Raw genomic sequence first — 23,105 nt, 5'->3', positions numbered from 1 at the left:
CGTGTCCCGTCCCACGGGCTGGGCGGTCGTGGACCAGGGGTTCGACCCGGTCCCCGGCGACCCCACCGTCGTCCGCATGATGGCCCGTGAGTACCAGCGCATCTCGGAGGCCGCCGACGACGCGACCACGCGCCTCCGGTCCGTCCGCGGCTCGGGCTGGCTCACCGATTGGCAGGGTGAAGCCGCCGACGTCTTCGTCCGCGCGATCCAGGACACCCCCACCGACCTCGCGAAGCTCGTGCACTCGTACGCCGACGTCGCCACCGCGCTCCTCGGGTGGGCCGACGTCGTCGACCACACGCAGTACCGCGCCGACGGTGCCCTCGCCGACGCCAAGGACGCAGCCGGCGACCTCGACGCCGCCCGTCACCGGCTCGACGACGCCCAGGCGACCGCGGCGCACTGCGCGGCGACGGCCTCCCGTCTCACCGCGCTCGCCGCCGCGCACCCCGCCAGCTCGACGCCGCCCACCGGCGCGGAGGTCCCGACCCCGGCGCAGCTGCGCGCCGCGTCCGACAACGCCGCCGTGGCATCCGACGGGGTCGAGGCCGCACAGAGCTCCATCACCGCCGCGCAGTCCCGGATCGACGCCGCGAAGCGTCTGGTCGCCGAGGCCCGTGGCGACTGGGAGGACGGCGAACGTCGCACGGCGACCGCGATCGGCCACGCGGCCGACGCCGGTCTCGGCAAGCAGTCCGTCTGGGACGAGGTGTTCCAGTCCGAGGTCTGGAGCGACATCGTCTCCGTGGCCAAGGTCGTCGTGGCCGTGGGGGGCGTCATCGCGCTCATCGTCGGCGGTCCGATCGCCTGGATCGTCGCGGGTGTCGCGCTCCTCGTGCTCGCCGACACCGTCTACAAGATGACCAAGGGCCAGGCGGACGGGTGGGACCTCGCGTTCGCGGCCCTCGACTGCATCCCGATGGGCAAGGGGATCACCACCGCGGCCCGGGTCGGCGAGGAGTTCGCCAAGGGCGCGGGACTCGCGGGCGGGATCGCCTCCGCAGGCAGGCACGTCGGTTCCGAAGTGCTGAACACGGCGCGGTCGTTCACCGCGCTCCCGCACCTCGTCGCCAACGTGCGGCACGGGACGGCGCTCCGGTCGGTGGAGTCGCTCCGCGCGTTCGTCGTCGCGGGGCTCCCGGCCGGGGTGCGGGACGTGCGGAACGCGCGCGGCGCCTTCCGCGATGGCGTGGAGGCGTACTGGCGGTCCGACCTCCCCTCGGTCGCCGCTCGCGCCCGGCACTGGCAGGGCACAACGAGCGGTTGGAAGAGCGGCTATCCGGGGGTCGACCCGTGGCGCTCGGGTCGACCGACGTCCATCGTCGGTCAACGCCTGCAGGTGGTCGGGAACGGCGAGTTCTACGTGATGAGCGAGGGACCCGCACACGATCTCATCACGACTGGTGGTGACGCCGCGCAGTACGCCGCCAACGTGCAGGTCGGAGTGCACGACGCGAGCGGCCCGTTCCAGACCTTCCGGCCACAGGGCGAGACCTACCTGGTCACCCAGCCCCTGCCGCACGCCATCGGATCGGCAGTGGCCAATCCGCAGTACGGCGCAGGCGGCGCGAGCGAGGTCTTCATCCCAGGTGACCGCTCGTCGTGGGGCACGGCCTTCCAGTCGATCGACCGGCCTCTCATGGATCCTGCCAGTGTCCATCCCCTCCCCGGCACGCTCCGGATGGAGGAGTACGGCTCCGCACTCCGTTCCATGGGTGTCGGTGCTCGCGGCCTCGTCGTGGCGACGCCCTGGGACTACGCCGACGACCTCCGGCATCACGCCGTCGCTGCGCAGTGAGCCCCCGCGGGATCACGCGGGGCGGCGAAGAGATCCTGCCGCGCTCGGCGAGTTGGGCGACCCAGCCCGCCGGCGACGGCACGGGTCGGCTCGTCGTGCCGCCGTCGCCCGTCCCGATGTGGCCCGAGTACGGGCGGCTGCTCGGCCTCGTCAACTGGTACCAGGCGTCCGGGTACGAACTCCTCGAACACCGAGGGCCAGCGATGGAGCGAGGGAACGAGATCATCGCTGACCGACGGATGACGCTGCTCGGTCCCGTGCCGACGCCCGCCGAGTTCGCGGCGCGGTGGGTGCTGCCGCCGGGGACCACGTACGAGGCCGTACCGGCCCTCGGGCACGACGGTGACGGACTGCGGGTCCGCGACGGGCTCGAGGCTGGCGGCTCGCGGTACGCCGTGGACCTCCGCTTCGCTCGTCCGGGCACGGAGACGGTCGCGACCGACACCGCCGATCCGGTCATGCGGCGTCCGATCCCGCTCCGTGCCGCGCTCCGCGACCCCGCTGACCCGCAGGGCGGATGGGGCCGTCTCCCCGCACTGGTGGCTCAGCTCCGCGGTGCGGGCGCGCGCGTGCACTCCGCCTTCGGCCGCTACCGGCGCTTGTCCGGACTGGTCGAGCACTCGGCGGGCGTCCGGGTGTCGGGCCACCACGTCTGGTCGGAGCTGCTCGCCACGGCGGCACTGCCGGCCGGTGTCCTCGTCGAGGACTTCGGCGACGGCCACGGCATCGTGCGCGACTTCCCCCAACCGTTCCGCGCGGAACGACCCCGATTCGCGTTGGTCCTCGAACCGTGAACCGGACGCCGACGTCACACGCGGAATCCCTTGCGGCCAGAACCGGTGACCGCAGTCGAAACGGGCAGCGCATCGCGGCCATGATGGAGTTCGACGGGGAGCCCGGGAGCCCGGTACCGCCTCCCTCGACCACCGACGACGACGGGATGACCCCATGCCCCTGACGCCTCCGCGGAACGCGCACCGCGACATGATGCTTCGCTCGAAGTACGGGTTCGCCGAGGCACAGGTCATCGTCCTCCGACACGAAGAGCAGGGTGTTCCGTTGGCGGTCAGCACGCCAGCGGGTGTCGCACTGGTGTTGGGGTTCACCGTGCCCGAGGACGCCCTCGCTCGCATCCCTGCGGGGACCCCTGCCCGGATGCTGTCGATCCCGGTGCACGAGCTCCTCCGTCGGATCCCCGACGAGTGGGGTCTCGTGGTCGACATCGACCGCCCCTTCCCGCAGGTCGTGCAGCCCGATGAGAAGGCGGCGCTGGTGAGCGCCAGTGGGCCGTTTCCCGTCGGCGCGCAGGTCGCGCTCGATCGGGTGACGCGTCGGGATCGGCGGTTCATCGAGGCACTCCATGCGCACGCTCCCGCCACCGCCGAGACACCGCGCGTGTGGGTCTTCCGACATGCGGTCGAGTCCCTTCCGGAAGACCTGCTCGTGGTCGTCACCGCTCGCGATCAGGACGCCGCGCTGCGGTACGCCGAGGCGGTGTACGACGTGTCGTCGTCGCTGGGCGTGCCCGATCCGGTCACCACGACGTGGATCGACGAACTGCCCGTCGAGCACGCGATGTGGGTCAGGACGCAGGACCCCGTGTCGACCGCGCTCGGTGCGACGGATCCGACGACGACGTGAACGCACGACGGGGGTGACGCCCACGGACAGCCCGCGCGGATCGAGCCGCGGGGGCCCGGAGGACCCGTCGTACCCATCGCGGATCACCGTCGGACCCGCTGGCAGAAGCGACGGAGTCCGGCCCAGCACGCGCTCGAAGGCCCGTGGTCGTGATGCGCTCGCACGCCCGCAGGAGCATCGTGGGCTCGTGACCACGGACCGCATCACCCGCGACGACACCGCCAGCTTCCCGGAGTTCGACGGCCTGACCGCCCACCCCGACCACCCGATGACGCTCGCGCGACGCTGGCTCGACGCCGCGACCGCCCGGGAGGTCCGCGAACCGCTCGCGATGACCCTCGCCACCGCGAGCCCCACGGGTGTGCTCAGCGCCCGGACCGTCGACGTCAAGGAGCTCGCCGACGAGGGGCTGCTGTTCGGCACGGGCACGGACACCCCCACGGGCGTCGAGCTCACGGCGAACCCGAACGCCGCCCTGCACGCCTACTGGCGTGAGACGGGGCAGCAGCTCCGGTTCGAGGGGCACGTCGTGCGCCTCGACGACGCCGCGGCCGACGCCCTGTTCTCGGCGCGCTCCCCGAAGTCCCGGGCCGCGACCGCGGCGTGCCACCAGTCCGCGGCGTTCCCCGCCGAACACGACCCGCGGTCGGTCGTGGACGACCTGATCGCGCAGGCCAACGCCCTGCTCGACGAGCACGGTGACGCCGTCCCGCGTCCACCGGCGTGGGCCGCGTACCGCCTCGTGCCGGACGTGGCGGAGTTCTGGCTCAGCGCCCGCGACCGCGTGTACCGACGCCTCCGCTACCGGAGCGCGGAGGGCTCCTGGCGGGTCGACCGACTGCAGCCCTGACCGGTCCTACCCTGAGGTCATGGCACACCGCGCCGTCGTCCGCACCGCCACCGCCGCGGACGCCCGCGGCATCGCGACGGTCCACGCCGTGTCGTGGCGCGAGACGTACGCGCACCTCGTCGACGGGGAGGACCATCCCGCCTTCCAGATCGAGCCGCGCGTCGCGCGGTGGGAACAGAACCTCGCCGCCGGGTCCTTCGGCACGGTGGTCGCGGTCGTCGACGGTGCGGTCGTCGGGTTCGCCACGACCACTGACCCCGACGACCCCGACGGGGACGAGCAGCCGACCGGCCCTGCCGCCGACGACCGCCCCGACGCGCACCGCCCCACCGAGCTGACCATGCTCTACGTCCTCGCCGCCGCACACGGCACCGGCATCGGCCAGGCGCTCCTCGACGCGGCGCTGGCGGACCGGCCGGCGTCGCTGTGGGTCGCGGCCGACAACCCGCGTTCGCAGGCGTTCTACCGGCGCAATGGGTTCAGGACCGACGGCACCACCGGCGCGTTCCCGCCGATCGGCGCGACCGTCCGCATGGTGCGCTGAGCAGGCCGGGAGGCCCGACCCGGCTCCCGCGGATCGTCAGAGCTTCTCGATCGGCGCGATCTTGATGAGGAGCTTCTTGCGCCCGGCCGTGTCGAACTGGACCTCGGCGATCCGCTTCGCCCCGCTGCCCGTCACAGCGGTGACGCGTCCCTCGCCGAAGTCGACGTGCGAGATCCGGTCCCCCGGCGCGAGCTCCATGTCGCCGTTGTCGCGCACCTGCCCCGAGACGCTGTTCGACCACTCGGTCTTCGGGCGGGTCTTCGCCGCGGCCGTGGCCCGGTCGAAGCTGCCGCCCGCGAACCCGCCGCCCCGTCCGCGCCAGCCCGCGCCGCCGCCCGGTCCGACGCCGCCCTCGCGCCGGGCGTTCAGGGCGCGGGGTTGCGTGCCACCACGGCTGTTCGCCATGCCCGGTGACTGCTTCCACTCGATGAGCCCGTCCGGGATCTCCTGGAGGAACCGCGAGGGCATGGCCACGTTGACGTCACCGAACTGCGCGCGCGTCATCGCGAGCGAGAGGAACAGGTGCTTCCGAGCGCGGGTGATGCCCACGTAGAACAGACGGCGTTCCTCGGCCGGGCCACCGGGCTCGCCGGCGGACATGCGGTGCGGGAGCAGGTCCTCCTCGATGCCGGTGAGGAACACCGCGTCGTACTCGAGCCCCTTCGCGGTGTGCAGCGTCATGAGCGAGACGGTGCCCGAGGAGTCGTCGAGCTCGTCGGCCGCGGCGACCAGGGAGACCTCGGTCAGGAAGTCCGAGAGCGTGCCGTCGGGGTTGTTCTTCTGGAACTCCCGCGTGACCGCCACGAGCTCGTCGATGTTGTCGGCGCGGGCGGCGTCCTGGGCGTCCGGCGACATCCGGAGCACCTCGAGCAGCTTCGAGCCGTCGAGCAGCTGCGTCAGGGTGTCGACCACGGGCTGCGTCGGGGCCTTCTCGGCGACGGCGTCGAGCAGCGCCGCGAAGTCGGTGATCGCCGTGCGGACCTTCGGCCCGAACCCGAGTTCGTCGGCGTGCCGGAGGGCCTCGCGCAGGGAGACCTCGTTCTGGTCGGCGTACCGCTGCAGGGCCGTCTCGGTGACGGCGCCGATGCCGCGCTTCGGGACGTTGAGGATACGGCGCAGCGAGAGCGGGTCCGCGGGGTTCGCGACGGTGATCAGGTACGCCATGGCGTCCTTGATCTCGGCACGCTCGTAGAACTTCGTGCCGCCGAGCACCCGGTACGGGATCGCCGCGCGGATGAAGATCTCCTCGAGCGCACGGGTCTGGGAGTTCGTCCGGTAGAACACCGCCATGTCGCGGTAGTCCATGTGCTCGTCGTCGTGCAGCCGCTGGATCTCGTCTGCGACGAACTGGGCCTCGTCGTGCCCGGTGTAGCCCGTGAAGCCCGTGATCTTCTCGCCGGCCCCGACATCCGTGAACAGGTTCTTGGCCTGCCGGTCGAAGTTGTTCGCGATCACGGCGTTGGCGGCGTCGAGGATGTTCTGCGTCGACCGGTAGTTCTGCTCGAGCAGGATCACCCGGCTGTTCGGGAAGTCCCGCTCGAACTCGACGATGTTCCGGATGTCCGCGCCGCGGAAGGCGTAGATCGACTGGTCGGAGTCGCCGACCACGGTGAGCGACGCCGGCGCGATCGACCCGTCGGGCTCCCGCATGCGGTCGACGTGCTGCCCCGATGCCTCGAGCGCGTCGACCTGCTCGGGTGCGACCGGCCGTGTGAGTTCGCGGATCAGGGCGTACTGGGCGTGGTTCGTGTCCTGGTACTCGTCGACGAGCACGTGCCGGAAGCGCCGCTGGTACAGCGCGGCGACGTCGGGGAACGCCCGGAACAGGAACACCGTCTGCCCGATGAGGTCGTCGAAGTCGAACGCGTTCGCCCGCCGGAGCTCGCGTGAGTACTGCCGGAACACCTCGAGGAACATGACCTCTTGCGGGTCGTTCGTGTTGATGTCGCGGGCGTAGGACTCGACGTCCTGCAGCTCGTTCTTGAGCTTCGAGATCTTGTTGGCGGCGGCGCCGACCGTCAGCCCGAGCGCGTCGGCCTCGAGGTCCTTGAGGATCCGCTTGAGCAGTGCGCGCGAGTCCGCGGAGTCGTAGATCGTGAACGACGACGTGAACCCGAACCGCTCGGACTCGCGTCGGAGGATGCGCACGCACGCCGAGTGGAACGTCGAGATCCACATGCCCTCGGCCGCCCCGCCGACGAGCGCCTGGACACGCTCGCGCATCTCGGCCGCGGCCTTGTTCGTGAACGTGATCGCCAGGATCTGACTCGGCCAGGCCTCGCGGTTGGCCAGGAGGAGCGCGATGCGCCGGGTGAGCACGCTCGTCTTGCCGGATCCCGCGCCCGCCACGATGAGGAGGGACTCGCCGCGGTACTCGACCGCGGCCTTCTGCTGCGGGTTGAGGCCGGCGGTGAAGGGGTCGTCGTAGGTGGCGGTGCCGCTGCGCGCGGGTCGACCCGCCCCGTCATCGGGAGCGGAGTCGAAGGGGTCGAGCACGATCGTCATGACCGGGTCAGTCTAGGCGCGACCACGGACACCGCCATCGGTCCGACGCCCGACCGCGGCTCGCATCCGCGCCTCCCGCGGCGCCGGGAGCTCAGCGGGCGAGACCGTCCCGGAGCGCGTCGAACAGCCGCCCCAACCGCGCCCGGTGGTCGTCGACGAGGGCGTCGGCCGGGGTCCCCGCGATCACCTGACGCGCGGTGACCACGAGCACGGTGGCGTAGCCCGCCACGACGAGAGCCGCGAGCAGGGTCGGATCGCCGTCGAACCCGCCGTCGTCCCGGACCGCGTCCTCGAGGGTCCGCTGCAGTTCCGCGCCGATCTCGCGCGCCCGGGCGACGAGGGCCGAGGACTCCGCCACGGTCCGGAAGAACGGACCGGACCGGTCGTCGAGCCCGGACAGGGGATGCCGTTCGTCGACGAGCCGCAGGGCCACGGCGTGCAGTGCAGCCAGGACGTCGGTGCCGGCGGGACGCGACCGCACCGCCGCACGGAGCAGCTCGGCGGCGTCGAGCGAGCGGTCGAGGAACAGGTCCTCCTTCCGCGGGAAGTGGTTGAAGACGGTGACGCTGGACACGCCGGCGGCCCGCGCGACCTCCGCGACGGTCACGGCGTCGAAACCGCGTTCGTGGAACAGGCCGGACGCGATCGCGGCGATCCTGGCTCGCGTCTCGGGTCCACCGCGCGCTGTGGTCCGTGGCATCGTTCCTCCACTTGCTTGTGTCACTTAACTTACTCACGTAAGGTCATCGTCATGGCCGACCCGACCACCAGCGCCATCGTCCCAGGTGCGCGATCCACCCGGCGCGCGCCCACCTCGCTCCGACAGGCGTGGCCCGCCCTGCTCGGCCTGTCGGCCGTGTTCCTGTTCGAGATGCTCGACAACGCGATCCTCAACGTCGCACTCCCCACGATCGGCCGGGATCTGCACACGACGACGACGGGACTGCAGTGGGTGACCGGCTCCTACGCCGTCGTGTTCGGCGGGTCGATGCTCGTGTTCGGGGCGATCGCCGACCGGTTCGGGCGGCGGCGCGTCATGCTCGTCGGGCTCGTCCTGCTCGCGGTGACGAGTCTCGCGACCGCACTCGTCGGCTCGACCGGCGAGCTCATCGCGGTCCGGGTCGTGATGGGGGTCGCCGCCGCGATGACGACGCCGGGCTCGATGGCCCTGGCGTTCCGGCTCTTCGACCGCGACGACCTCCGCGTCCGCGCGACCACCCTCATCTCGACGGTCGGACTCGTGGGGCTCGCGATCGGACCGACCGTCGGCGGGTTCGTCCTCGCGGTCGCGCCGTGGCAGGTCCTCCTGCTCGTGAACGCCCCGATCGCGGTGCTGGCGATCATCGGGGTCCGCCGGGGCGTGGCCCCCGACGAGCCCGAGGAGCTCCACCGCGCGCCGATCGACGTCCTCGGCGCGGCGCTCGGCACGGCGACGATCGTCCTCGGCCTCGTCGCACCGACGCTCTTCGTCGACCGTGGTACGCAGGACGGCGCGCCGTGGGCCGCGAGCCTCGCCGCCCTCGTGGCCGCGGCGCTCTTCGTGCTCCGCGAACGCACCGCGCGGCACCCCCTGCTCGACCTCGCCCTGGTCGCCCTGCCCCGCGTCTCGAGCGGACTCGCGTTCAAGGCCGCCGCCGGACTCGCCACCGCCGGGCTCGGGTACCTCGTGACCCTGCAGTTCCAGCTGGACTGGGGTTGGGCACCGGCACTGGCCGCCCTCGGCATGCTCCCGCAGGTCGCCGTCCTCGTCGCGGGCGGCCCGTTCGTCGGCCGGTTCGTCGACCGCGTCGGGATCGACCACGCGGCGTGGTCCAGCGCCGCCGCGGTGGTGGCCGGTCTCGCCGTGTACGGAGTGCTCGGGCGCTTCGGCTACCCCTGGGTCGCCGTCGCGCTCGTGCTCGAGGCGGCCGGCATGCGCGTCGTCGGGGTCGTCGCGGGCGTGAACGTCCTCCGCGGCCTGCCGTCGGCGCGCACGACGATCGGTGCCGCGCTCGTCGACACGGCCACCGAGGTCGCGTCCGGCGTCGGTCTCGCCGTCACGGGGACCGTCCTCGCCGCGTCCGCCGTCGGTCGGCTCACCGCGGGCGGGTGGACCGCCGCACAGACCGCGGGGTTCCGGGAGGCCGTGACCACCGGGTCCCTCGTCCTCACCGTCGTCGCCGCGGCACTCGTCGCCTGGGGGATCGCCCGCGGCCGACGTGCCGTGCCGCTCGGTTGAGCGGGGGCGCTCAGCGGAGCATCGACCGTGCGGCGAGCGCGAGGTCCGGCTGGTCCGCGAACACGCCGTCCACGCCCGTGCGCATCACCGAGGTGAACCAGCGGGCCCAGTCCCCGTGCGCCGCGAGGTCGCCGTCGCGCCGGAGTGGCGCGGGGAGGAACCGGTTCTCCGCGCGGAGCGTCCAGGTGAACACCGTCAACCCGGCGGCGTGGGCCCGCTCGACCAGGCCGCTGCGGACCTCCCGGTCGTCGCCCACGGCGACCGAGTCGACACCCGCCATCAGGGTCGACAGGTCCACGCTGATGCCATCGAAGCGCGACGCGAGCCCGGCCAGGCCGGCGTCGGTGCGCTCCGCGGCGTACGTCGGGGCGGCGGAGCCGTGCCGCGCGCGCTCGTCGGCCGCCGCGCCCCGCCGCTCCATGAGGTAGACGGAGCGACCGCCCGTTCCCCGGGCCCTCAGGTCGAGGAGCACCTGCTTCTCGAAGCTCTCGAACGTGAGGCGCGGATCGGAGCGCCAGCCGGCCTCGCCGAGGACGGCGTCGACGAGCTCGTCGAGGGGCAACCCCTGCTCGGCGAAGAAGGTGGCGTGCTTGACCTCGGCCACGAGCCCGACCGGGCGCGGTGCGGCGTCGAGCAGTGCGAGGAGGTCCGCGAAGCGGAGGATCCCCCCGCTGCCGTCGTACGCCGCGCTCGCCGGCCGCAGGGCGGGGAGGCGCTCACGCACGCGGAGGGTGCGCAGCTCCTCCCACGTGAGGTCCTCGGTGAACCAGCCGGTGACGCGCTGACCGTCGACGCGCTTCGTGGTGCGCCGGTCGCGGAACTCCGGTCGGGACGCGATGTCGGTCGTGCCCGAGATCTCGTTCTCGTGACGCAGGACGAGCACACCGTCCCGGCTCACGACGAGATCCGGCTCGATCGCGTCCGCGCCGAGCGTCACCGCCAGGTCGTAGGCCGCGCGGGAATGCTCGGGACGGTGCCCGGAGGCGCCCCGGTGGGCGATGACGCGGGGCTGTGGAGACGCCGTGCGCGCGTGCTCGTCGGGCATGCGCACGAGCGTACGGGCGTTCTCCCAGAGGACGGCGACAGGATCGCGAGCACACCGGTGATGGCAGCCCGTCACCACCAGGAGGCCCGCAGTCCCTCATCGCGAATCCCCAGCCAGGCGCCGTCGAACGACCCTAGGCTGAGAGAACACGGATGTTCGCACCCGCGACGCTCCCCGACAGCCGGACCACACCCGGCCGCAGAGCACCCAGAGAACAGGAACAACGAGGACACCATGGCGTTCAAGCCCGGTTTCGACCAGTCCCCCGCCTTCAACGACGCGGGCCGCAATGCATGGGGCAACGGTGCCTACGGCGCCGGCGCCCCCTCCGGCCAGGCCCCGTACGGACAGCAGGCCCCCTACGGCCGGGCCGGCGGCCAGCCGCTCACGCCCGAGCAGCTCCAGTACATGTACGACCGCCCGGCGGCCGGCCCGGTCGAGACCGACCGCATGAGCTACGAGGACACGATCGTCAAGACGCTCGTGGCCTTCGGTGTGCTCGTCGTCGGCGCGGTCATCGGGTGGATGGTCCCGGCGCTCATGATCGTCGGCGTGATCGGGGGCTTCGTGCTCGCGCTCGTCAACACGTTCAAGCGCAGGCCCTCACCCGCCCTCGTCCTCACCTACGCGGGGCTCGAAGGCCTGTTCGTCGGCGGGATCTCGCAGGTCTTCAACACCCAGTGGGACGGCATCGTCGCCCAGGCGGTGTTCGGCACGCTCGGCGTCTTCGCCGTGACGCTCCTGCTCTTCACGTCCGGCAAGGTCCGTGCGACCCCGAAGGCCACGCGGTTCTTCCTCGTCGCGATGCTCGGGTACCTCGCGTTCTCGCTCGTGAACCTCGTCCTCATGTGGACGGGTGTCACGCACAGCGCGTTCGGTCTGCTGAACGTGACGCTGTTCGGCATCCCGCTCGGTGTGCTCATCGGCATCCTCGTGGTGCTCATGGCCGCGTACTCGCTCGTGCTCGACTTCGACCAGATCAAGACCGGCGTCGAGCGTGGCGCCCCGCGCATCTACGGCTGGACCGCAGCGTTCGGACTCATCGTCACGCTGGTCTGGCTGTACCTCGAGATCCTGCGCATCCTCGCGATCCTGCGGAACAACTAGGCCCTCTCGGACCTCGTCCCCGCACCCCGGACCGAGCCCCGCCGACGCGTCCCCGTCGGCGGGGCTCTTCCGTGTCCGGGCGCCGTAGCGGAGCGGGAAGTGCGCGCACAGACGACAAGTGCGCATGCGGGCGCATGCGCACTTGTCGTCAGCGCGAGCAGATCGGCCCCGGGGCCCCTGGCCCGGCGGCCCCTACTCCCACTCGATGGTGCCCGGCGGCTTCGACGTGACGTCGAGCACGACGCGGTTGACGTCGCGCACCTCGTTCGTGATCCGGTTCGAGATCCGCGCGAGGACGTCGTACGGCACGCGCGTCCAGTCCGCCGTCATGGCGTCCTCCGAGGAGACGGGGCGCAGCACGATCGGGTGCCCGTAGGTCCGCCCGTCGCCCTGCACGCCGACCGACCGGACGTCGGCGAGCAGCACCACGGGGCACTGCCAGATCTCCTGGTCGAGGCCCGCCGCGGTGAGTTCGGCGCGCACGATCGCGTCCGCCGCACGGAGCAGGTCGAGGCGGTCCTTCGTGACCTCGCCGACGATGCGGATGCCGAGGCCCGGGCCGGGGAACGGCTGCCGCCCGACGATGACCTCGGGCAGGCCGAGTTCGCGGCCGATCGCCCGGACCTCGTCCTTGAACAGGGTCCGGAGCGGCTCGACGAGCGCGAACGTCATGTCCTCGGGCAGGCCGCCGACGTTGTGGTGCGACTTGATGTTCGCGGTGCCCGTCCCGCCGCCGGACTCGACGACGTCGGGGTAGAGCGTGCCCTGCACGAGGAACCTGACCTCGCCCGCGTCGTCGTCCGCCTTCGCCTCGAGCACCAGGGCCTCGGCCGCGGACTCGAACGTCCGGATGAACTCGCGCCCGATGATCTTGCGCTTCTGCTCCGGGTCGGACACACCGGCGAGCGCGTCGAGGAACTGCTGCTCGGCGTCGATCGTGACGAGCCGGACGCCGGTCGAGGCGACGTAGTCCTCTTCCACCTGCTTCCGCTCGTCGGCGCGCAGCAGGCCGTGGTCGACGAAGACGCAGGTGAGCTGATCGCCCACGGCCTTCTGCACGAGCGCGGCGGCGACGGCGGAGTCGACACCGCCCGACAGACCGGCGATGACCCGCGCCGAGCCGACCTGCTCGCGGATCCGCTCGACCTGCTCGGCGATGACGTTGCCGGCGTTCCAGTCACCCGGCAGGCCCGCCGCCTTGTGCAGGAAGTTCTCGATGACCCGCTGGCCCTCGGCGGAGTGCTTCACCTCGGGGTGCCACTGCACGCCGTAGAGCTTGCGCTCGTCGGATCCGAAGGCCGCGACCGGGGTCGAGGAGCTCGACGCGAGGACCTCGAAGCCCTCGGGCGCGGTGCGCACGGAGTCGCCGTGGCTCATCCAGGCGGTCTGCGCCGCGGGCTGGCCGCCGAGCAGCGTGCCGCCGTCACCGACGAGCTCGACGTCGGTGGCCCCGTACTCGCGGAGGCCGGTGTTCGCGACCTCGCCGCCGAGTGACTTCGCCATCACCTGGAAGCCGTAGCAGATGCCGAGGACGGGCACACCGAGCTCCAGGATGCCCTCGTCGAGGTCGGGCGAGCCGGCCTCGTAGACACTGGACGGCCCTCCCGACAGGACGATCGCGGCGGGGTCCTTCGCCTTGATCTCGTCGGCCGTGACGGTGTGCGGCACGATCTCGCTGTAGACGTTCGCCTCGCGCACGCGACGGGCGATGAGCTGCGCGTACTGGGCGCCGAAGTCGACGACGAGGACGGGACGCTGGTCGGTCTCGCTCACCGAGCGGCCTCCTTCTGGCGCGCCTGCTGGTGCTGCGCGACGAGTTCGTGGTGGGTCGCCAGCGCGATGCCCGCCATGCGGTGCTCCACGAAGAACGACAGGAACGGGACGACACCGCCGAGGGCGATGAGCAGGAAGCGCAGCGGCTTCCAGCGCATGATGCTCCACAGGCGGAAGTCGGCGAAGAGGTAGAGCACGTACAGCCAGCCGTGCGCGATGAGGATCCCGATCGACAGGTCGAACGTGCCGGGGGCCTTGCCCGAGGTGCCCTCGGGCACGAAGAAGCCGTTGCCGCCCAGCTGCATCTCGGTGTGCATCGGCGTGTACTTGAGGACCATCTCGAGCACGAGCAGCAGGAGCATGACACCCGTGATGTACGCGGAGACCCGGTACAGGCGGACCGCCCCCGGGATCTTGCGGATGTCACGCGTGCGGACGGTCAGGGCCATGGACCGATCCTACCGGTGGCCCGCGTGGGCCCCGGCGAGCAGCTGGGAGTCCTGAGCACCCGCAGAGCCGACCGGGAGGTCCGGGTCGGGATCGCGGTCGTCGTCCGGCCCGTCGTCGTCACCGGCCGCCTCGTCCTGCTCACGCTCCCAGGCGTCCTTGACGAACCGGTACCAGAGGAACACCGCGAAGCCCGCGAAGACGACCCACTCGACCGCGTAGAACAGGTTGAGCCAGTTGAACTGGACGTTCCGGGTGGGCGCCCGGTCGGCGATCGTGCCGAGGTGCGCCTGGGCCGCCGTCGGATGGGTGGCGACCACGTACCCGCCGTAGATCTCGCCGTCGAAGTCGTGCCACTCGTTGACGAGCGACGCCGCGGCCACCGCGCTGTGCTCGCCCTTCTGGAACGCGTCCTGGTCGGGTGACTCCGACGGGTAGTAGCGGCCCTCGACCGTGACGGTACGACCCGTGGCGGCCCGGGCACCACCCGCGAGGGCCGCCCGCCGCGCGTCCGCGTACCCGATGACGACCGGGAGGCTGGCGCCCGAGCTGCTGTCGACGAAGTGCCCGACCGTCTGGAAGCGGCCACCGCCGCTGCGCCCGGTGAGCACCACCGTGTCGCCCGCGACGAAGTGCCCTCGCACGGAGACCCGCTGACCGGCGAGGTCCTCCGGCATGGAGCGCTGCGGCTTCGTGACGCGGTCGAGCACCTGCTGGTTCTCGGTCGAGGCGGGACCGACCTTCGCCGTCGCGATCGCCCGTTCGAGCTGCCACCGCCCGAGGAACGCGAACAGCGCCGCGAGGGCGAGCGCCAGGACCAGGAGACCGATCCACCGCGGTCGACGCGCCACAGCCCACATGTGTCAGTACTCCGGATCCCGCTGTCGTTCGGCGCGGACGTCGGACTGCTGCCCGGCCTGCTCCGCGTGGAGGTCGATCGGCGACGCCGGTACGGGTTCGCGGTCCTCCACGAGCACCGGTGCCTCCTCCGGTGCACCATTCTCGCGCGCTTCGCTGCCCGCTGCCTCCACGAGGGCGATCTCCTCGGCGAACATGCGATCACGCTCAGCTCGCCGCGCTTGCTCCGCCGCCGTCCGAGCACGCGCACGCCGCCGCTCCGGGCGGAGCACGAGGAGGCCGATCCGGTCGGCGTTCACGGCCAGGAGCGGACCGAGGATCGCCATCACGAGGACGTACAGCCCCGCGAACGCCGTGATCCGCGCCTCGAGGCCCGCGGCCGCCGACAGCGTCGCGAGGATGAGCGCGAACTCGCCGCGGTTGACGAGGATCACGGCGGTGTTGATGCCCGCCTGGGCGCCGAACCCGTTCATCCGCGCCACGACCTGGCCGGCGATCGCGTTGAGGACGACGGTCATGAGCACGGCGCCGAGCACCGGCCACACGACGACGCCGAACGTCGAGACGTCGAGGCCCAGACCGAAGTTGACGAAGAAGAACGCGCCGAAGACGTCCCGCATCGGGAGCGCGAGCTGTTCGATGCGGTCGCGGTACCGGGTGGCACCGCAGAGCAGACCGATGACGAACGCGCCGATGGCGTCCGTCACGCCGAGCAGGTCTCCGAGCCCCCCGAACAGCACCGCGAGCCCGAAGAACAGCACCGTGAACAGTTCGTCGTCACGGGTGTTGAAGGCACGCGAGACGAACCTGCCGCCCCAGCGCGCGAGCGAGAACATGACGATGAGGAACCCGAACGACAGCGCCAGCTTGCCGACGACCGCCCAGATGTTCGTGTCGCCGCTGAGCACGACGGACACGATCGCCAGGTAGATGGCGATGAAGACGTCCTCGATGACCGTGACGCCGAGGATCATCGGCGTCTCGTCGTTCGCGAGGCGCCGGAGCTCGATGAGGAGCTTCGTGACGATCGCGCTCGAACTCGTCGCCGTCATCCCCGCGACGACGAGGGCCTCGCGCGTGCCCCAGCCGAGCGAGAAGCCGAACGCGAACCCGACGCCCATGTTGATCGCGACGTAGGTACCGCCGGACACGAGCAACTTGCCCGCGTTGCCGTAGAACTCCTCTTGGTCGAACTCGAGCCCGAGGTTGAACAGCAGCAGCACGAGCCCGAACGTCGCGATGAGCTCGATCGTGTGCGACTCGATGCTCAGCCCGATCCACGTGGAGTGCGGACTCGCGATGAGTCCGACCACCATGTAGATCGGGATGGCCGGCAGGCCGATGAGCTTGCCGAGACGTCCGAGGACGTAGGCGATGAGGAACAGGCCGCCGATGGTCAGCAGCTCACCACCCAGGTGCATCGCCCTATCCTCCGGGCGGGGCCTCGACGGACGCCGCCGTCAGTACACCGCTGCGGTAGTAGGCGAAGGCGCGCGCGACCTTCTCCGGGGAACCCGCGACGACGATGGTGTCGCCCGGGAACACGACGAAGTCGCCGGAGGGCGCCGGGTTCGCCGAGTCGCCACGGACGACCGCGACGACGGTGAGGCCGATGATGCCCGCGGCCGCCAGGTCGCCGAGCGGCTTGCCGGCGATGGCGTCCTCGTAGTCGACGCTGAACCAGTCGATCGACAGCCCGGGGATCTCGTCGAGCTTCGACAGGCCCTCGGTGATCCGGGTGCCGCCGAGCAGTTCGGCGAGCGTGTGGGCCTCGTCCTCACTGAGGCGGAGCGAGACCTTCTGCGCACGGTCGGCGCCGTCCGACACGTCGGCGAAGGAGATGAGGTCGGAGTGCCCCGACCGGTGCGTGATGACCCCGCACTTGCCACCGTCGTCGGTGTAGAAGCTGTGCAGTACGCCGACGCCGGGGAGCTTGACGCGATGAACGTCGACCATGGATGACTCCCTTTGTTGTCGCCCATGTTAACCGCGCACGCGCTCGCGCGATTCCCGCCGCCGCGGACCGGGAGGAGCGGGGCGCGCCCGCACCGTCCCTCCCGTCCGCCGTCCGGTCGGGAGCCGCCGCCGTCAGCGCGGCTCGGTCGTCTTCTCGCCGATCACCTGCTCGTCCTCGGCGCGGCCGCCGTCCTGGCGACCCGGGCCGCCGACCTTGACGTCGTCCTCCTCGAAGCCGAACGCGATGTCGGGCGCCTCGAGCCGCACGCGGTCGGCGGAGGCGTCGTCCGGCTCGAGCTGGCTCGCCCGCTCCGCCGCGACGCGCTTGAGGTAGTTGCCCACTTCCTCCTCGGTGCGCTCGCGGTCCCAGCCCAGCACGCCCGCCATGAGCCGCGCGGCCACGGGTGCGGCCGACTCGCCGCGGTCCCACGCCTCGATCGAGATGCGCGTCCGCCGGGCGAGGACGTCCTCGAGGTGCAGGGCGCTCTCGTGGCTCGCCGCGTACACGACCTCGGCGCCGATGTAGTCGTCGGCCCCCGGCAGCGGCTCGGCGAGCGTCGGGTCCTCGCTGACGAGCCGGAGGACCTCGTCGGCGAGGGTGCCGTACCGGTTGAGCAGGTGCTCGAGCCGGACCTTGTGCAGCCCGTAGGCCCGGGCCGTCCTGCCGCGCCGGTTCCACGCGGCCGGGTAGCCCTCGGCACCGAGCAGCGGGATCTCGTCCGTGATCGACTCCGGGATCCGGCCGTCGAGCGCGGCGACGGCCTCGTCGATCGCGTCCTTTGCCATCACGCGGTAGGTCGTCCACTTGCCGCCCGCGACGACGACGAGCCCGGGCACGGTGTGCGCGACGATGTGCTCGCGGGACAGCTTCGACGTCTGGTCGGACTCGCCCGCGAGCAACGGGCGGAGTCCGGCGTAGACGCCCTCGACGTCCTCGCGCGTCAGCGGGACCGCGAGGACCTGGTTGACGTGCTCGAGGATGTAGTCGATGTCTGCGGCGGTCGCGGCGGGGTGCGCCTTGTCGAGGTCCCAGTCGGTGTCCGTCGTGCCCACGAGCCAGTGCCGGCCCCACGGGATCACGAACAGCACGCTCTTCTCGGTGCGCAGGATCATGCCCATGGTCGACTGGAACCGGTCACGCGGGATCACGAGGTGCACGCCCTTCGACGCGCGGACCTTGAACTGGCCCCGCTCCCCCACCATGGCCTGGGTGTCGTCCGTCCACACGCCCGTCGCGTTGACCACCTGCTTCGCGCGGATGTCGAACCGCTCACCGGTCTGGATGTCGTGCGCCTTCGCCCCCACGACGCGCTCGCCGACCTTGACGAAGCCCTCGATCCGCACCCGACTGGCGGCGTGGGCGCCGTACGCCGCTGCGGTGCGGGCGAGGGACGCGACGTACCGCGCGTCGTCGACCTGGGCGTCGTAGTAGGTCATCCCGCCGACGAGGGCGTCCTTCGCGAGGCTCGGGATCGCACGCATCACCTGGCGCTTCGACAGGTGCCGGTGGTGCGGGACGCCCGGGGGTCGCCCGCCACTCCAGCTGAACGCGTCGTACATCGCCATGCCGATGCCGATGTAGAACCGCTCCCAGACCCGGTGGTTGAGCGGGTAGAGGAACTTCACGGGCTTGACGAGGTGTGGGGCGAGTCGCTGCAGGAGCAGGCCGCGCTCGATGAGGGCCTCGCGGACGAGCGCGAAGTTGAGCTGTTCCAGGTACCGGATCCCGCCGTGCACGAGCTTCGACGAGCGGCTGGAGGTCCCCGATCCCCAGTCCCGGGCCTCGACGATGCCGACACTCAGCCCGCGCGTGACGGCGTCGAGCGCGCTCCCCGTGCCGACGATGCCGCCCCCGATGACGAGCACGTCGAGTTCGCGTGACTTCAGGGCCTGGATGGCCGCCGCACGTTCCTCCGGACCGATCTTGTTCGAGTTCGAGACCGTCGTCCTGGCCATGTCCGCCTCCGTACCGCGTGGTCGGCCACGCCGGCGACGCAGCCCGCGGCGCCGGGCTCCGGACGACCGCCGAGCGGGCGGGTCAGGCGTGGTACGGCGCCACGACCACTTCTACTCGCTGGAACTCCTTGACGTCGGAGTATCCGGTGGTGGCCATCGACCGGCGGAGTGCGCCGACCAGGTTCGCCCGGCCCTCGCTCGTCGGGGTCGGGCCGGCAAGGACGTCCTCGAGCGGCGCGATCGAGCCGACGTGCATCCGGCGTCCGCGCGGGAGCTCGGGGTGGTGCGCCTCGGCGCCCCAGTGGTAGCCGCCGCCCGGGGCGTCCGTGGCACGCGCGAGCGCCGTGCCGAGCATGACGGCGTCGGCACCGACCGCGATCGCCTTGACGATGTCGCCCGAGGTGTCGAGCCCACCGTCGGCGATGACGTGCACGTAGCGGCCGCCGGACTCGTCGAGGTAGTCGCGCCGGGCACCGGCGACGTCCGCCACCGCGGTGGCCATGGGCGCGTGGATGCCGAGCGCCGCGCGTGTCGTCGATGCCGCACCGCCGCCGAAGCCGACGAGGACCCCCGCGGCGCCCGTGCGCATGAGGTGCAACGCGGCCGTGTACGTCGACGCGCCGCCCACGATCACGGGCACGTCGAGCTCGTAGATGAACTCCTTGAGGTTCAGCGGCTCCTGGTTCTGGGACACGTGCTCCGCCGACACGGTGGTGCCCCGGATCACGAAGAGGTCGACACCGGCGTCGACGACGGTCTGGTACAGCTCCTGCGTGCGCTGCGGGCTCAGCGCACCGGCGACCGGCACGCCCGCGGCGCGGATCTCGGCGAGGCGGGCGGTCACGAGCTCGGGCTTGATCGGCTCGGCGTAGATCTGCTGCATGCGGGCCGTGACGTCGCCGTCGGCGAGCTCGCGGATCTCGGCGAGGTACGGCTCCGGGTCCTCGTACCGGGTCCAGAGGCCCTCGAGGTCGAGGACACCGAGCATGCCGAGGCGGCCCATGTGCACCGCGGTCGCGGGCGAGACCACCGAGTCCATGGGCGCTGCGATGATCGGCGCGTCGAAGGTGAAGGCGTCGATCGACCACTGCACGGACACGTCGCGCGGGTCGCGCGTGCGCCGCGAGGGCACCACCGCGATGTCGTCGAAGGCGTACGCCCGTCGTCCGCGCTTGCCGGCCCCGATCTCGACTTCAGTCACCGGGTCAGACTAGCGGGCCGGGCCGGGCCGACCCGGGAACGGGCCGGCCGGACGGTGCGCACCGGTCCGCGAGCGACGCGTCGGGCACGGCCGGGAGGCACGGCAGCGGCCGCCGCGCGCGTCACCGACGCGAGCGGCGGAGCAGCCGGAGCGTCAGCCCGAGTCCGACGGCGAGGACGAGGAGCACGACGACGAGCACCACGAACACCTTGAGCACGAGGGCCGCGCCGACGAAGAGCAGGGCGAACACGACCCACACCACGCCGTCGAGGACGGGGCGGTGTTCGTGGGGCGGGGCGGCGGCCGGACGTGGGCACGGACCCGACGCTAGCAGCGGGGCGGGCGCGGGGCCGGGCCTCCCGGGCGTGGTGCCGGGGGGCGGGAGGACCGCACGGCGCTCGCGCGACCTCGTCCGGCCCTCCCGGCGGATGCCGCCCCCACGGCGGCACCCGCGGTCGGCGCGGCCTACCCGGCGGCGTCGACGTCCTTCGCGAGGGTACCGAGGTACAGCTCGATCACCTTCGGGTCGTCCGCGAGCGCACGGCCGGTGCCCGAGTAGGCGTTGCGTCCCTGGTCGAGGACGTACGCCCGGTCGCAGATCTGCAGGCAGCGGCGGGCGTTCTGCTCGACCATGACGATCGAGACGCCCGCCTTGTTGATCCGTCGGGTGCGGATGAACGTCTCGTCCTGCCGCACCGGCGACAGCCCGGCGCTCGGTTCGTCGAGCAGGAGCACCTTCGGGTCCATCATGAGGGCGCGGGCCATGGCCACCGACTGTCGCTCGCCGCCGGACAGCGATCCGGCCCGCTGACCCCGCCGCTGGCCGAGGACGGGGAACAGGTCGTAGACGACCTCGAGCCGTTCGGCGAACTTCCGTGGCCGCAGGTACATCCCCATCTGCAGGTTCTCCTGGATCGACAGTGACGGGAACACGTTGTTCGTCTGCGGGACGAACCCGATCCCGGCCCGCACGAGCTTGTCGGCCCGGTGGTTCGTGATGTCCTCGCCCTCGAGGGTCACGCTGCCGCTCCGGACCGTCACGAGCCCGAACAGCGCCTTGAGGAGCGTCGACTTGCCGGCGCCGTTCGGGCCGATGATGCCGATGAGCTCCCCCGGCGCGCACACGAGGTCGCAGCCGTTCAGGATGTCGACGCCCGGCAGGTAGCCGGCCACGACGTTCTCGGCCCGCAGCACGGGCTCCCCGATGGTGGCGGTCATCGCGTGGTTCCTCCGATGTGGTCGCTCGCCGTCGGCGGCGCTGGGTGGTCCTGGTCGTGGGCGGCGTCCTCGGCCGCGACCTCCTGCTCGAGCTCGTCGAGCGTCTCGTCGCTGAGGAGCGCGTCGTCACCGAGGTCCGTGTCGTGGTGCGCGCCGAGGTAGGCGTCGATCACGGCCTGGTCCTCCATCACGCTGGCCGCGGGCCCCTCGGCGACCACGCGCCCCTCGGCCATCACGACGACCCAGTCCGAGATGTGCCGGACCATGTGCATGTCGTGCTCGACGAACAGGACGGTCATGCCGTCGTCGCGGAGGCCCTGGATGTGCCCGAGCAGACTCTGGGTGAGCGCGGGGTTCACACCCGCCATCGGCTCGTCGAGCATGATCATCGTCGGATCGGACATGAGCGCCCGCGCCATCTCGAGCAGCTTCCGCTGCCCACCGGACAACGACCCGGCGTAGTCGTCCTGCTTGTCGAGGAGCGAGAAGCGGGCGAGCAGCTCGCGCGCCTTCTCGGTGATCTCGGCCTCCCGCTTGGCCCACAGCGGCTTGACGAGGGCCGTGAAGAACCGCTCACCGGGCTGGTCCGTGGCGCCGAGCAGCATGTTCTGCAGCACCGTGAGCCGGGACAGCGCCTTCGTGAGCTGGAACGTCCGCACCATGCCGGCGCGGGCCACCGCGGCCGCGCCGACCGAGCCGAGCGGACGTCCGTCGAACTCCCACGCCGCGTCCTCCGGGCGCCGCCGGGCGAGGGCGCGCGGCGCGGAGCTCGGCTTGTCGAAGCCCGTGAGCAGGTTGAAGAAGGTGGTCTTGCCGGCGCCGTTCGGTCCGATGAGGGCCGTGATCGCGCCGCGCTGCACCTCGAGGTGGTCGACGTCCACCGCCGTCATCCCACCGAACCGGCGCGTGATGCGATCGACGCGGAGCACGGGGTCTGGCTTGGCGGAACCGGGCGCGTGCGGGACGTCCCGGAGGGCGACGGCCGCGGTCGTGGGGTCAGACACTGAACGTCAGCTCCTTCTTGTTCCCGAGGAGTCCCTGCGGGCGGAACACGATGAGCAGCATGAGCGCGACCCCGACGAGGACGTACGAGAACTGCTCGGCCTGCTGCGTGTTCATGATCGAGTTCGGGATGACGTCGCTCGCGAGCGTGCGGATGGCGAGCCGGACGACGAAGAACAGGACCGAGCCGAGCACGGGGCCGAAGACCGTCGCCGCCCCGCCGAGGATGAGTGCGGTCCAGATGAAGAAGGTCATCGAGCGGCCCATCGCGTCCGGCTGGACGGACGACGGCAGGACGTACACGATGCCGGCGAGCGCACCGATCACCCCGCCGAGCACGAGCGCCTGCATCTTGTACGAGTACACGTTCTTGCCGAGGGAGCGGACGGCGTCCTCGTCCTCGCGGATCGCCTTGAGGACCCGCCCCCACGGACTCCGCGTGAGCGCGAACAACATCAGGGACAACAGGGCGACGAGGCCCCAACCGACGATGCGGATCCACCAGCCGTTGACGCCGTTGTTCGTGAAGTCGAACCAGAGGATCCGCGTGCTGCCCTCGGGCAGGAACGACAGCGCGTTGAACGAGTCGCGGTAGCTCGACCCGGTGAGGCCGTTCGACCCGCCCGTGACCGTCGTCAGGAGGCTGGAACGCCCCACCATCCGGATGATCTCGGCGCCCGAGATCGTGACGATCGCGAGGTAGTCCCCCCGCAACCGGAGCGTCGGGATGCCGAGGACGACCGCGAACACGATCGCCGTGAGCAGTGCGATGACGATCGCCAGTCCCACGGGCACGCCGTGGATGACCGCGATCGCGTACCCGTACGCGCCGAGCAACAGGAACGCGGCCTGTCCCATGTTGACCAGTCCGGTGAGCCCGAAGTGGATGTTGAGGCCGATCGCGGCGATGGCGAACGCCGCCGTGGTGGGCGCGATCGCCTCGGCCGAGAGCGACGTGAGCAGGCTGACGAGGTAGTCCATGGTCC

21 protein-coding genes are annotated in these 23,105 nt (G+C 71.6%); 7 read left to right on the top strand and 14 right to left on the bottom strand.

Annotated elements, in window-relative coordinates:
• The first annotated feature begins 1 nt into the window (after window position 1).
• From DEI88_RS02065 to DEI88_RS02045, 5 genes are all read left to right on the top strand, one after another.
• Entirely contained in the window at window positions 2-1,798 is a 1,797-nt protein-coding gene (locus DEI88_RS02065; RefSeq protein WP_111072781.1) for a WXG100 family type VII secretion target, read from the top strand.
• Complete coding sequence (locus DEI88_RS02060; protein WP_111072782.1) at window positions 1,795-2,592, top strand: hypothetical protein; 798 nt, start codon at window positions 1,795-1,797, stop codon at window positions 2,590-2,592. The genes DEI88_RS02065 and DEI88_RS02060 overlap by 4 nt, the downstream gene beginning before the upstream one ends.
• 154 nt (window positions 2,593-2,746) lie before the next feature.
• On the top strand, window positions 2,747-3,439 hold the full coding sequence (locus tag DEI88_RS02055) for a hypothetical protein (protein WP_181434595.1): 693 nt from the start codon (window positions 2,747-2,749) through the stop codon (window positions 3,437-3,439).
• Window positions 3,440-3,626: 187 nt separating this feature from the next.
• Window positions 3,627-4,289: a pyridoxal 5'-phosphate synthase gene (locus DEI88_RS02050; RefSeq protein WP_181441299.1), complete on the top strand. Its 663-nt coding sequence runs from the start codon at window positions 3,627-3,629 to the stop codon at window positions 4,287-4,289.
• Between the two features lie 19 nt (window positions 4,290-4,308).
• Window positions 4,309-4,833, top strand: a complete 525-nt coding sequence (locus DEI88_RS02045) for a GNAT family N-acetyltransferase (protein ID WP_111072784.1) — start codon at window positions 4,309-4,311, stop codon at window positions 4,831-4,833.
• Window positions 4,834-4,869: 36 nt separating this feature from the next.
• On the opposite strand, the gene DEI88_RS02040 is transcribed toward DEI88_RS02045, so the two are convergent.
• The gene (locus DEI88_RS02040; RefSeq protein WP_111012179.1) at window positions 4,870-7,338 is read right to left on the bottom strand and encodes an ATP-dependent helicase; all 2,469 of its coding nucleotides are present in this window, start codon (window positions 7,336-7,338) and stop codon (window positions 4,870-4,872) included.
• 91 nt (window positions 7,339-7,429) lie between these two features.
• On the bottom strand, window positions 7,430-8,038 hold the full coding sequence (locus tag DEI88_RS02035; RefSeq protein ID WP_111072785.1) for a TetR/AcrR family transcriptional regulator: 609 nt from the start codon (window positions 8,036-8,038) through the stop codon (window positions 7,430-7,432).
• A gap of 51 nt (window positions 8,039-8,089) precedes the next feature.
• On the opposite strand from DEI88_RS02035, the gene DEI88_RS02030 reads away from it, so the two are divergent.
• On the top strand, window positions 8,090-9,556 hold the full coding sequence (locus DEI88_RS02030; RefSeq protein WP_111072786.1) for an MFS transporter: 1,467 nt from the start codon (window positions 8,090-8,092) through the stop codon (window positions 9,554-9,556).
• Between the two features lie 10 nt (window positions 9,557-9,566).
• Here DEI88_RS02030 and DEI88_RS02025 read toward each other — a convergent pair whose 3' ends face one another.
• A complete protein-coding gene (locus tag DEI88_RS02025; RefSeq protein WP_111072788.1) occupies window positions 9,567-10,601 on the bottom strand; it encodes a glycerophosphodiester phosphodiesterase family protein in 1,035 nt (344 codons plus the stop codon).
• Between the two features lie 234 nt (window positions 10,602-10,835).
• On the opposite strand from DEI88_RS02025, the gene DEI88_RS02020 reads away from it, so the two are divergent.
• Window positions 10,836-11,708 carry a Bax inhibitor-1/YccA family protein gene (locus tag DEI88_RS02020; protein ID WP_111026979.1) on the top strand — a complete coding sequence of 291 codons (873 nt, stop codon included), beginning with the start codon at window positions 10,836-10,838 and terminating at the stop codon, window positions 11,706-11,708.
• Between the two features lie 192 nt (window positions 11,709-11,900).
• Here the strand turns inward: DEI88_RS02020 and guaA are convergent, their stop codons facing one another.
• The 11 genes from guaA to DEI88_RS01965 all read right to left on the bottom strand — a co-directional run bounded on the left by guaA (window position 11,901) and on the right by DEI88_RS01965 (window position 23,100).
• Window positions 11,901-13,481, bottom strand: a complete 1,581-nt coding sequence (gene guaA, locus DEI88_RS02015) for a glutamine-hydrolyzing GMP synthase (protein WP_111072787.1) — start codon at window positions 13,479-13,481, stop codon at window positions 11,901-11,903.
• Window positions 13,478-13,930: a DUF3817 domain-containing protein gene (locus DEI88_RS02010; RefSeq protein WP_111009768.1), complete on the bottom strand. Its 453-nt coding sequence runs from the start codon at window positions 13,928-13,930 to the stop codon at window positions 13,478-13,480. The genes guaA and DEI88_RS02010 overlap by 4 nt, the downstream gene beginning before the upstream one ends.
• Before the next feature lie 9 nt (window positions 13,931-13,939).
• Window positions 13,940-14,779, bottom strand: a complete 840-nt coding sequence (locus DEI88_RS02005; RefSeq protein WP_181435241.1) for an SURF1 family cytochrome oxidase biogenesis protein — start codon at window positions 14,777-14,779, stop codon at window positions 13,940-13,942.
• A gap of 12 nt (window positions 14,780-14,791) precedes the next feature.
• A complete protein-coding gene (locus DEI88_RS02000; RefSeq protein WP_111037438.1) occupies window positions 14,792-16,207 on the bottom strand; it encodes a cation:proton antiporter in 1,416 nt (471 codons plus the stop codon).
• Window positions 16,208-16,211: 4 nt separating this feature from the next.
• The gene (locus tag DEI88_RS01995; RefSeq protein WP_111009771.1) at window positions 16,212-16,742 is read right to left on the bottom strand and encodes a cation:proton antiporter regulatory subunit; all 531 of its coding nucleotides are present in this window, start codon (window positions 16,740-16,742) and stop codon (window positions 16,212-16,214) included.
• A gap of 132 nt (window positions 16,743-16,874) precedes the next feature.
• A complete protein-coding gene (locus DEI88_RS01990; protein WP_111009772.1) occupies window positions 16,875-18,698 on the bottom strand; it encodes a glycerol-3-phosphate dehydrogenase/oxidase in 1,824 nt (607 codons plus the stop codon).
• A gap of 82 nt (window positions 18,699-18,780) precedes the next feature.
• Entirely contained in the window at window positions 18,781-19,899 is a 1,119-nt protein-coding gene (locus DEI88_RS01985; protein ID WP_111009773.1) for a GuaB3 family IMP dehydrogenase-related protein, read from the bottom strand.
• Between the two features lie 121 nt (window positions 19,900-20,020).
• Entirely contained in the window at window positions 20,021-20,149 is a 129-nt protein-coding gene (locus DEI88_RS01980) for a hypothetical protein (protein ID WP_284183583.1), read from the bottom strand.
• Window positions 20,150-20,364: 215 nt separating this feature from the next.
• A complete protein-coding gene (locus tag DEI88_RS01975; RefSeq protein WP_111012171.1) occupies window positions 20,365-21,117 on the bottom strand; it encodes an ABC transporter ATP-binding protein in 753 nt (250 codons plus the stop codon).
• Window positions 21,114-22,121: an ABC transporter ATP-binding protein gene (locus DEI88_RS01970; protein WP_111009775.1), complete on the bottom strand. Its 1,008-nt coding sequence runs from the start codon at window positions 22,119-22,121 to the stop codon at window positions 21,114-21,116. Before DEI88_RS01970 ends, DEI88_RS01975 begins: the two co-directional genes overlap by 4 nt.
• On the bottom strand, window positions 22,114-23,100 hold the full coding sequence (locus DEI88_RS01965) for a branched-chain amino acid ABC transporter permease (RefSeq protein WP_111009776.1): 987 nt from the start codon (window positions 23,098-23,100) through the stop codon (window positions 22,114-22,116). The genes DEI88_RS01970 and DEI88_RS01965 overlap by 8 nt, the downstream gene beginning before the upstream one ends.
• Window positions 23,101-23,105 lie beyond the last annotated feature (5 nt).

Source organism: Curtobacterium sp. MCBD17_003 (assembly GCF_003234885.2).
Taxonomy (GTDB): domain Bacteria; phylum Actinomycetota; class Actinomycetes; order Actinomycetales; family Microbacteriaceae; genus Curtobacterium.
Note: the sequence above shows the minus strand (reverse complement) of the source record. Positions and strands in the feature narration are given on the sequence as shown.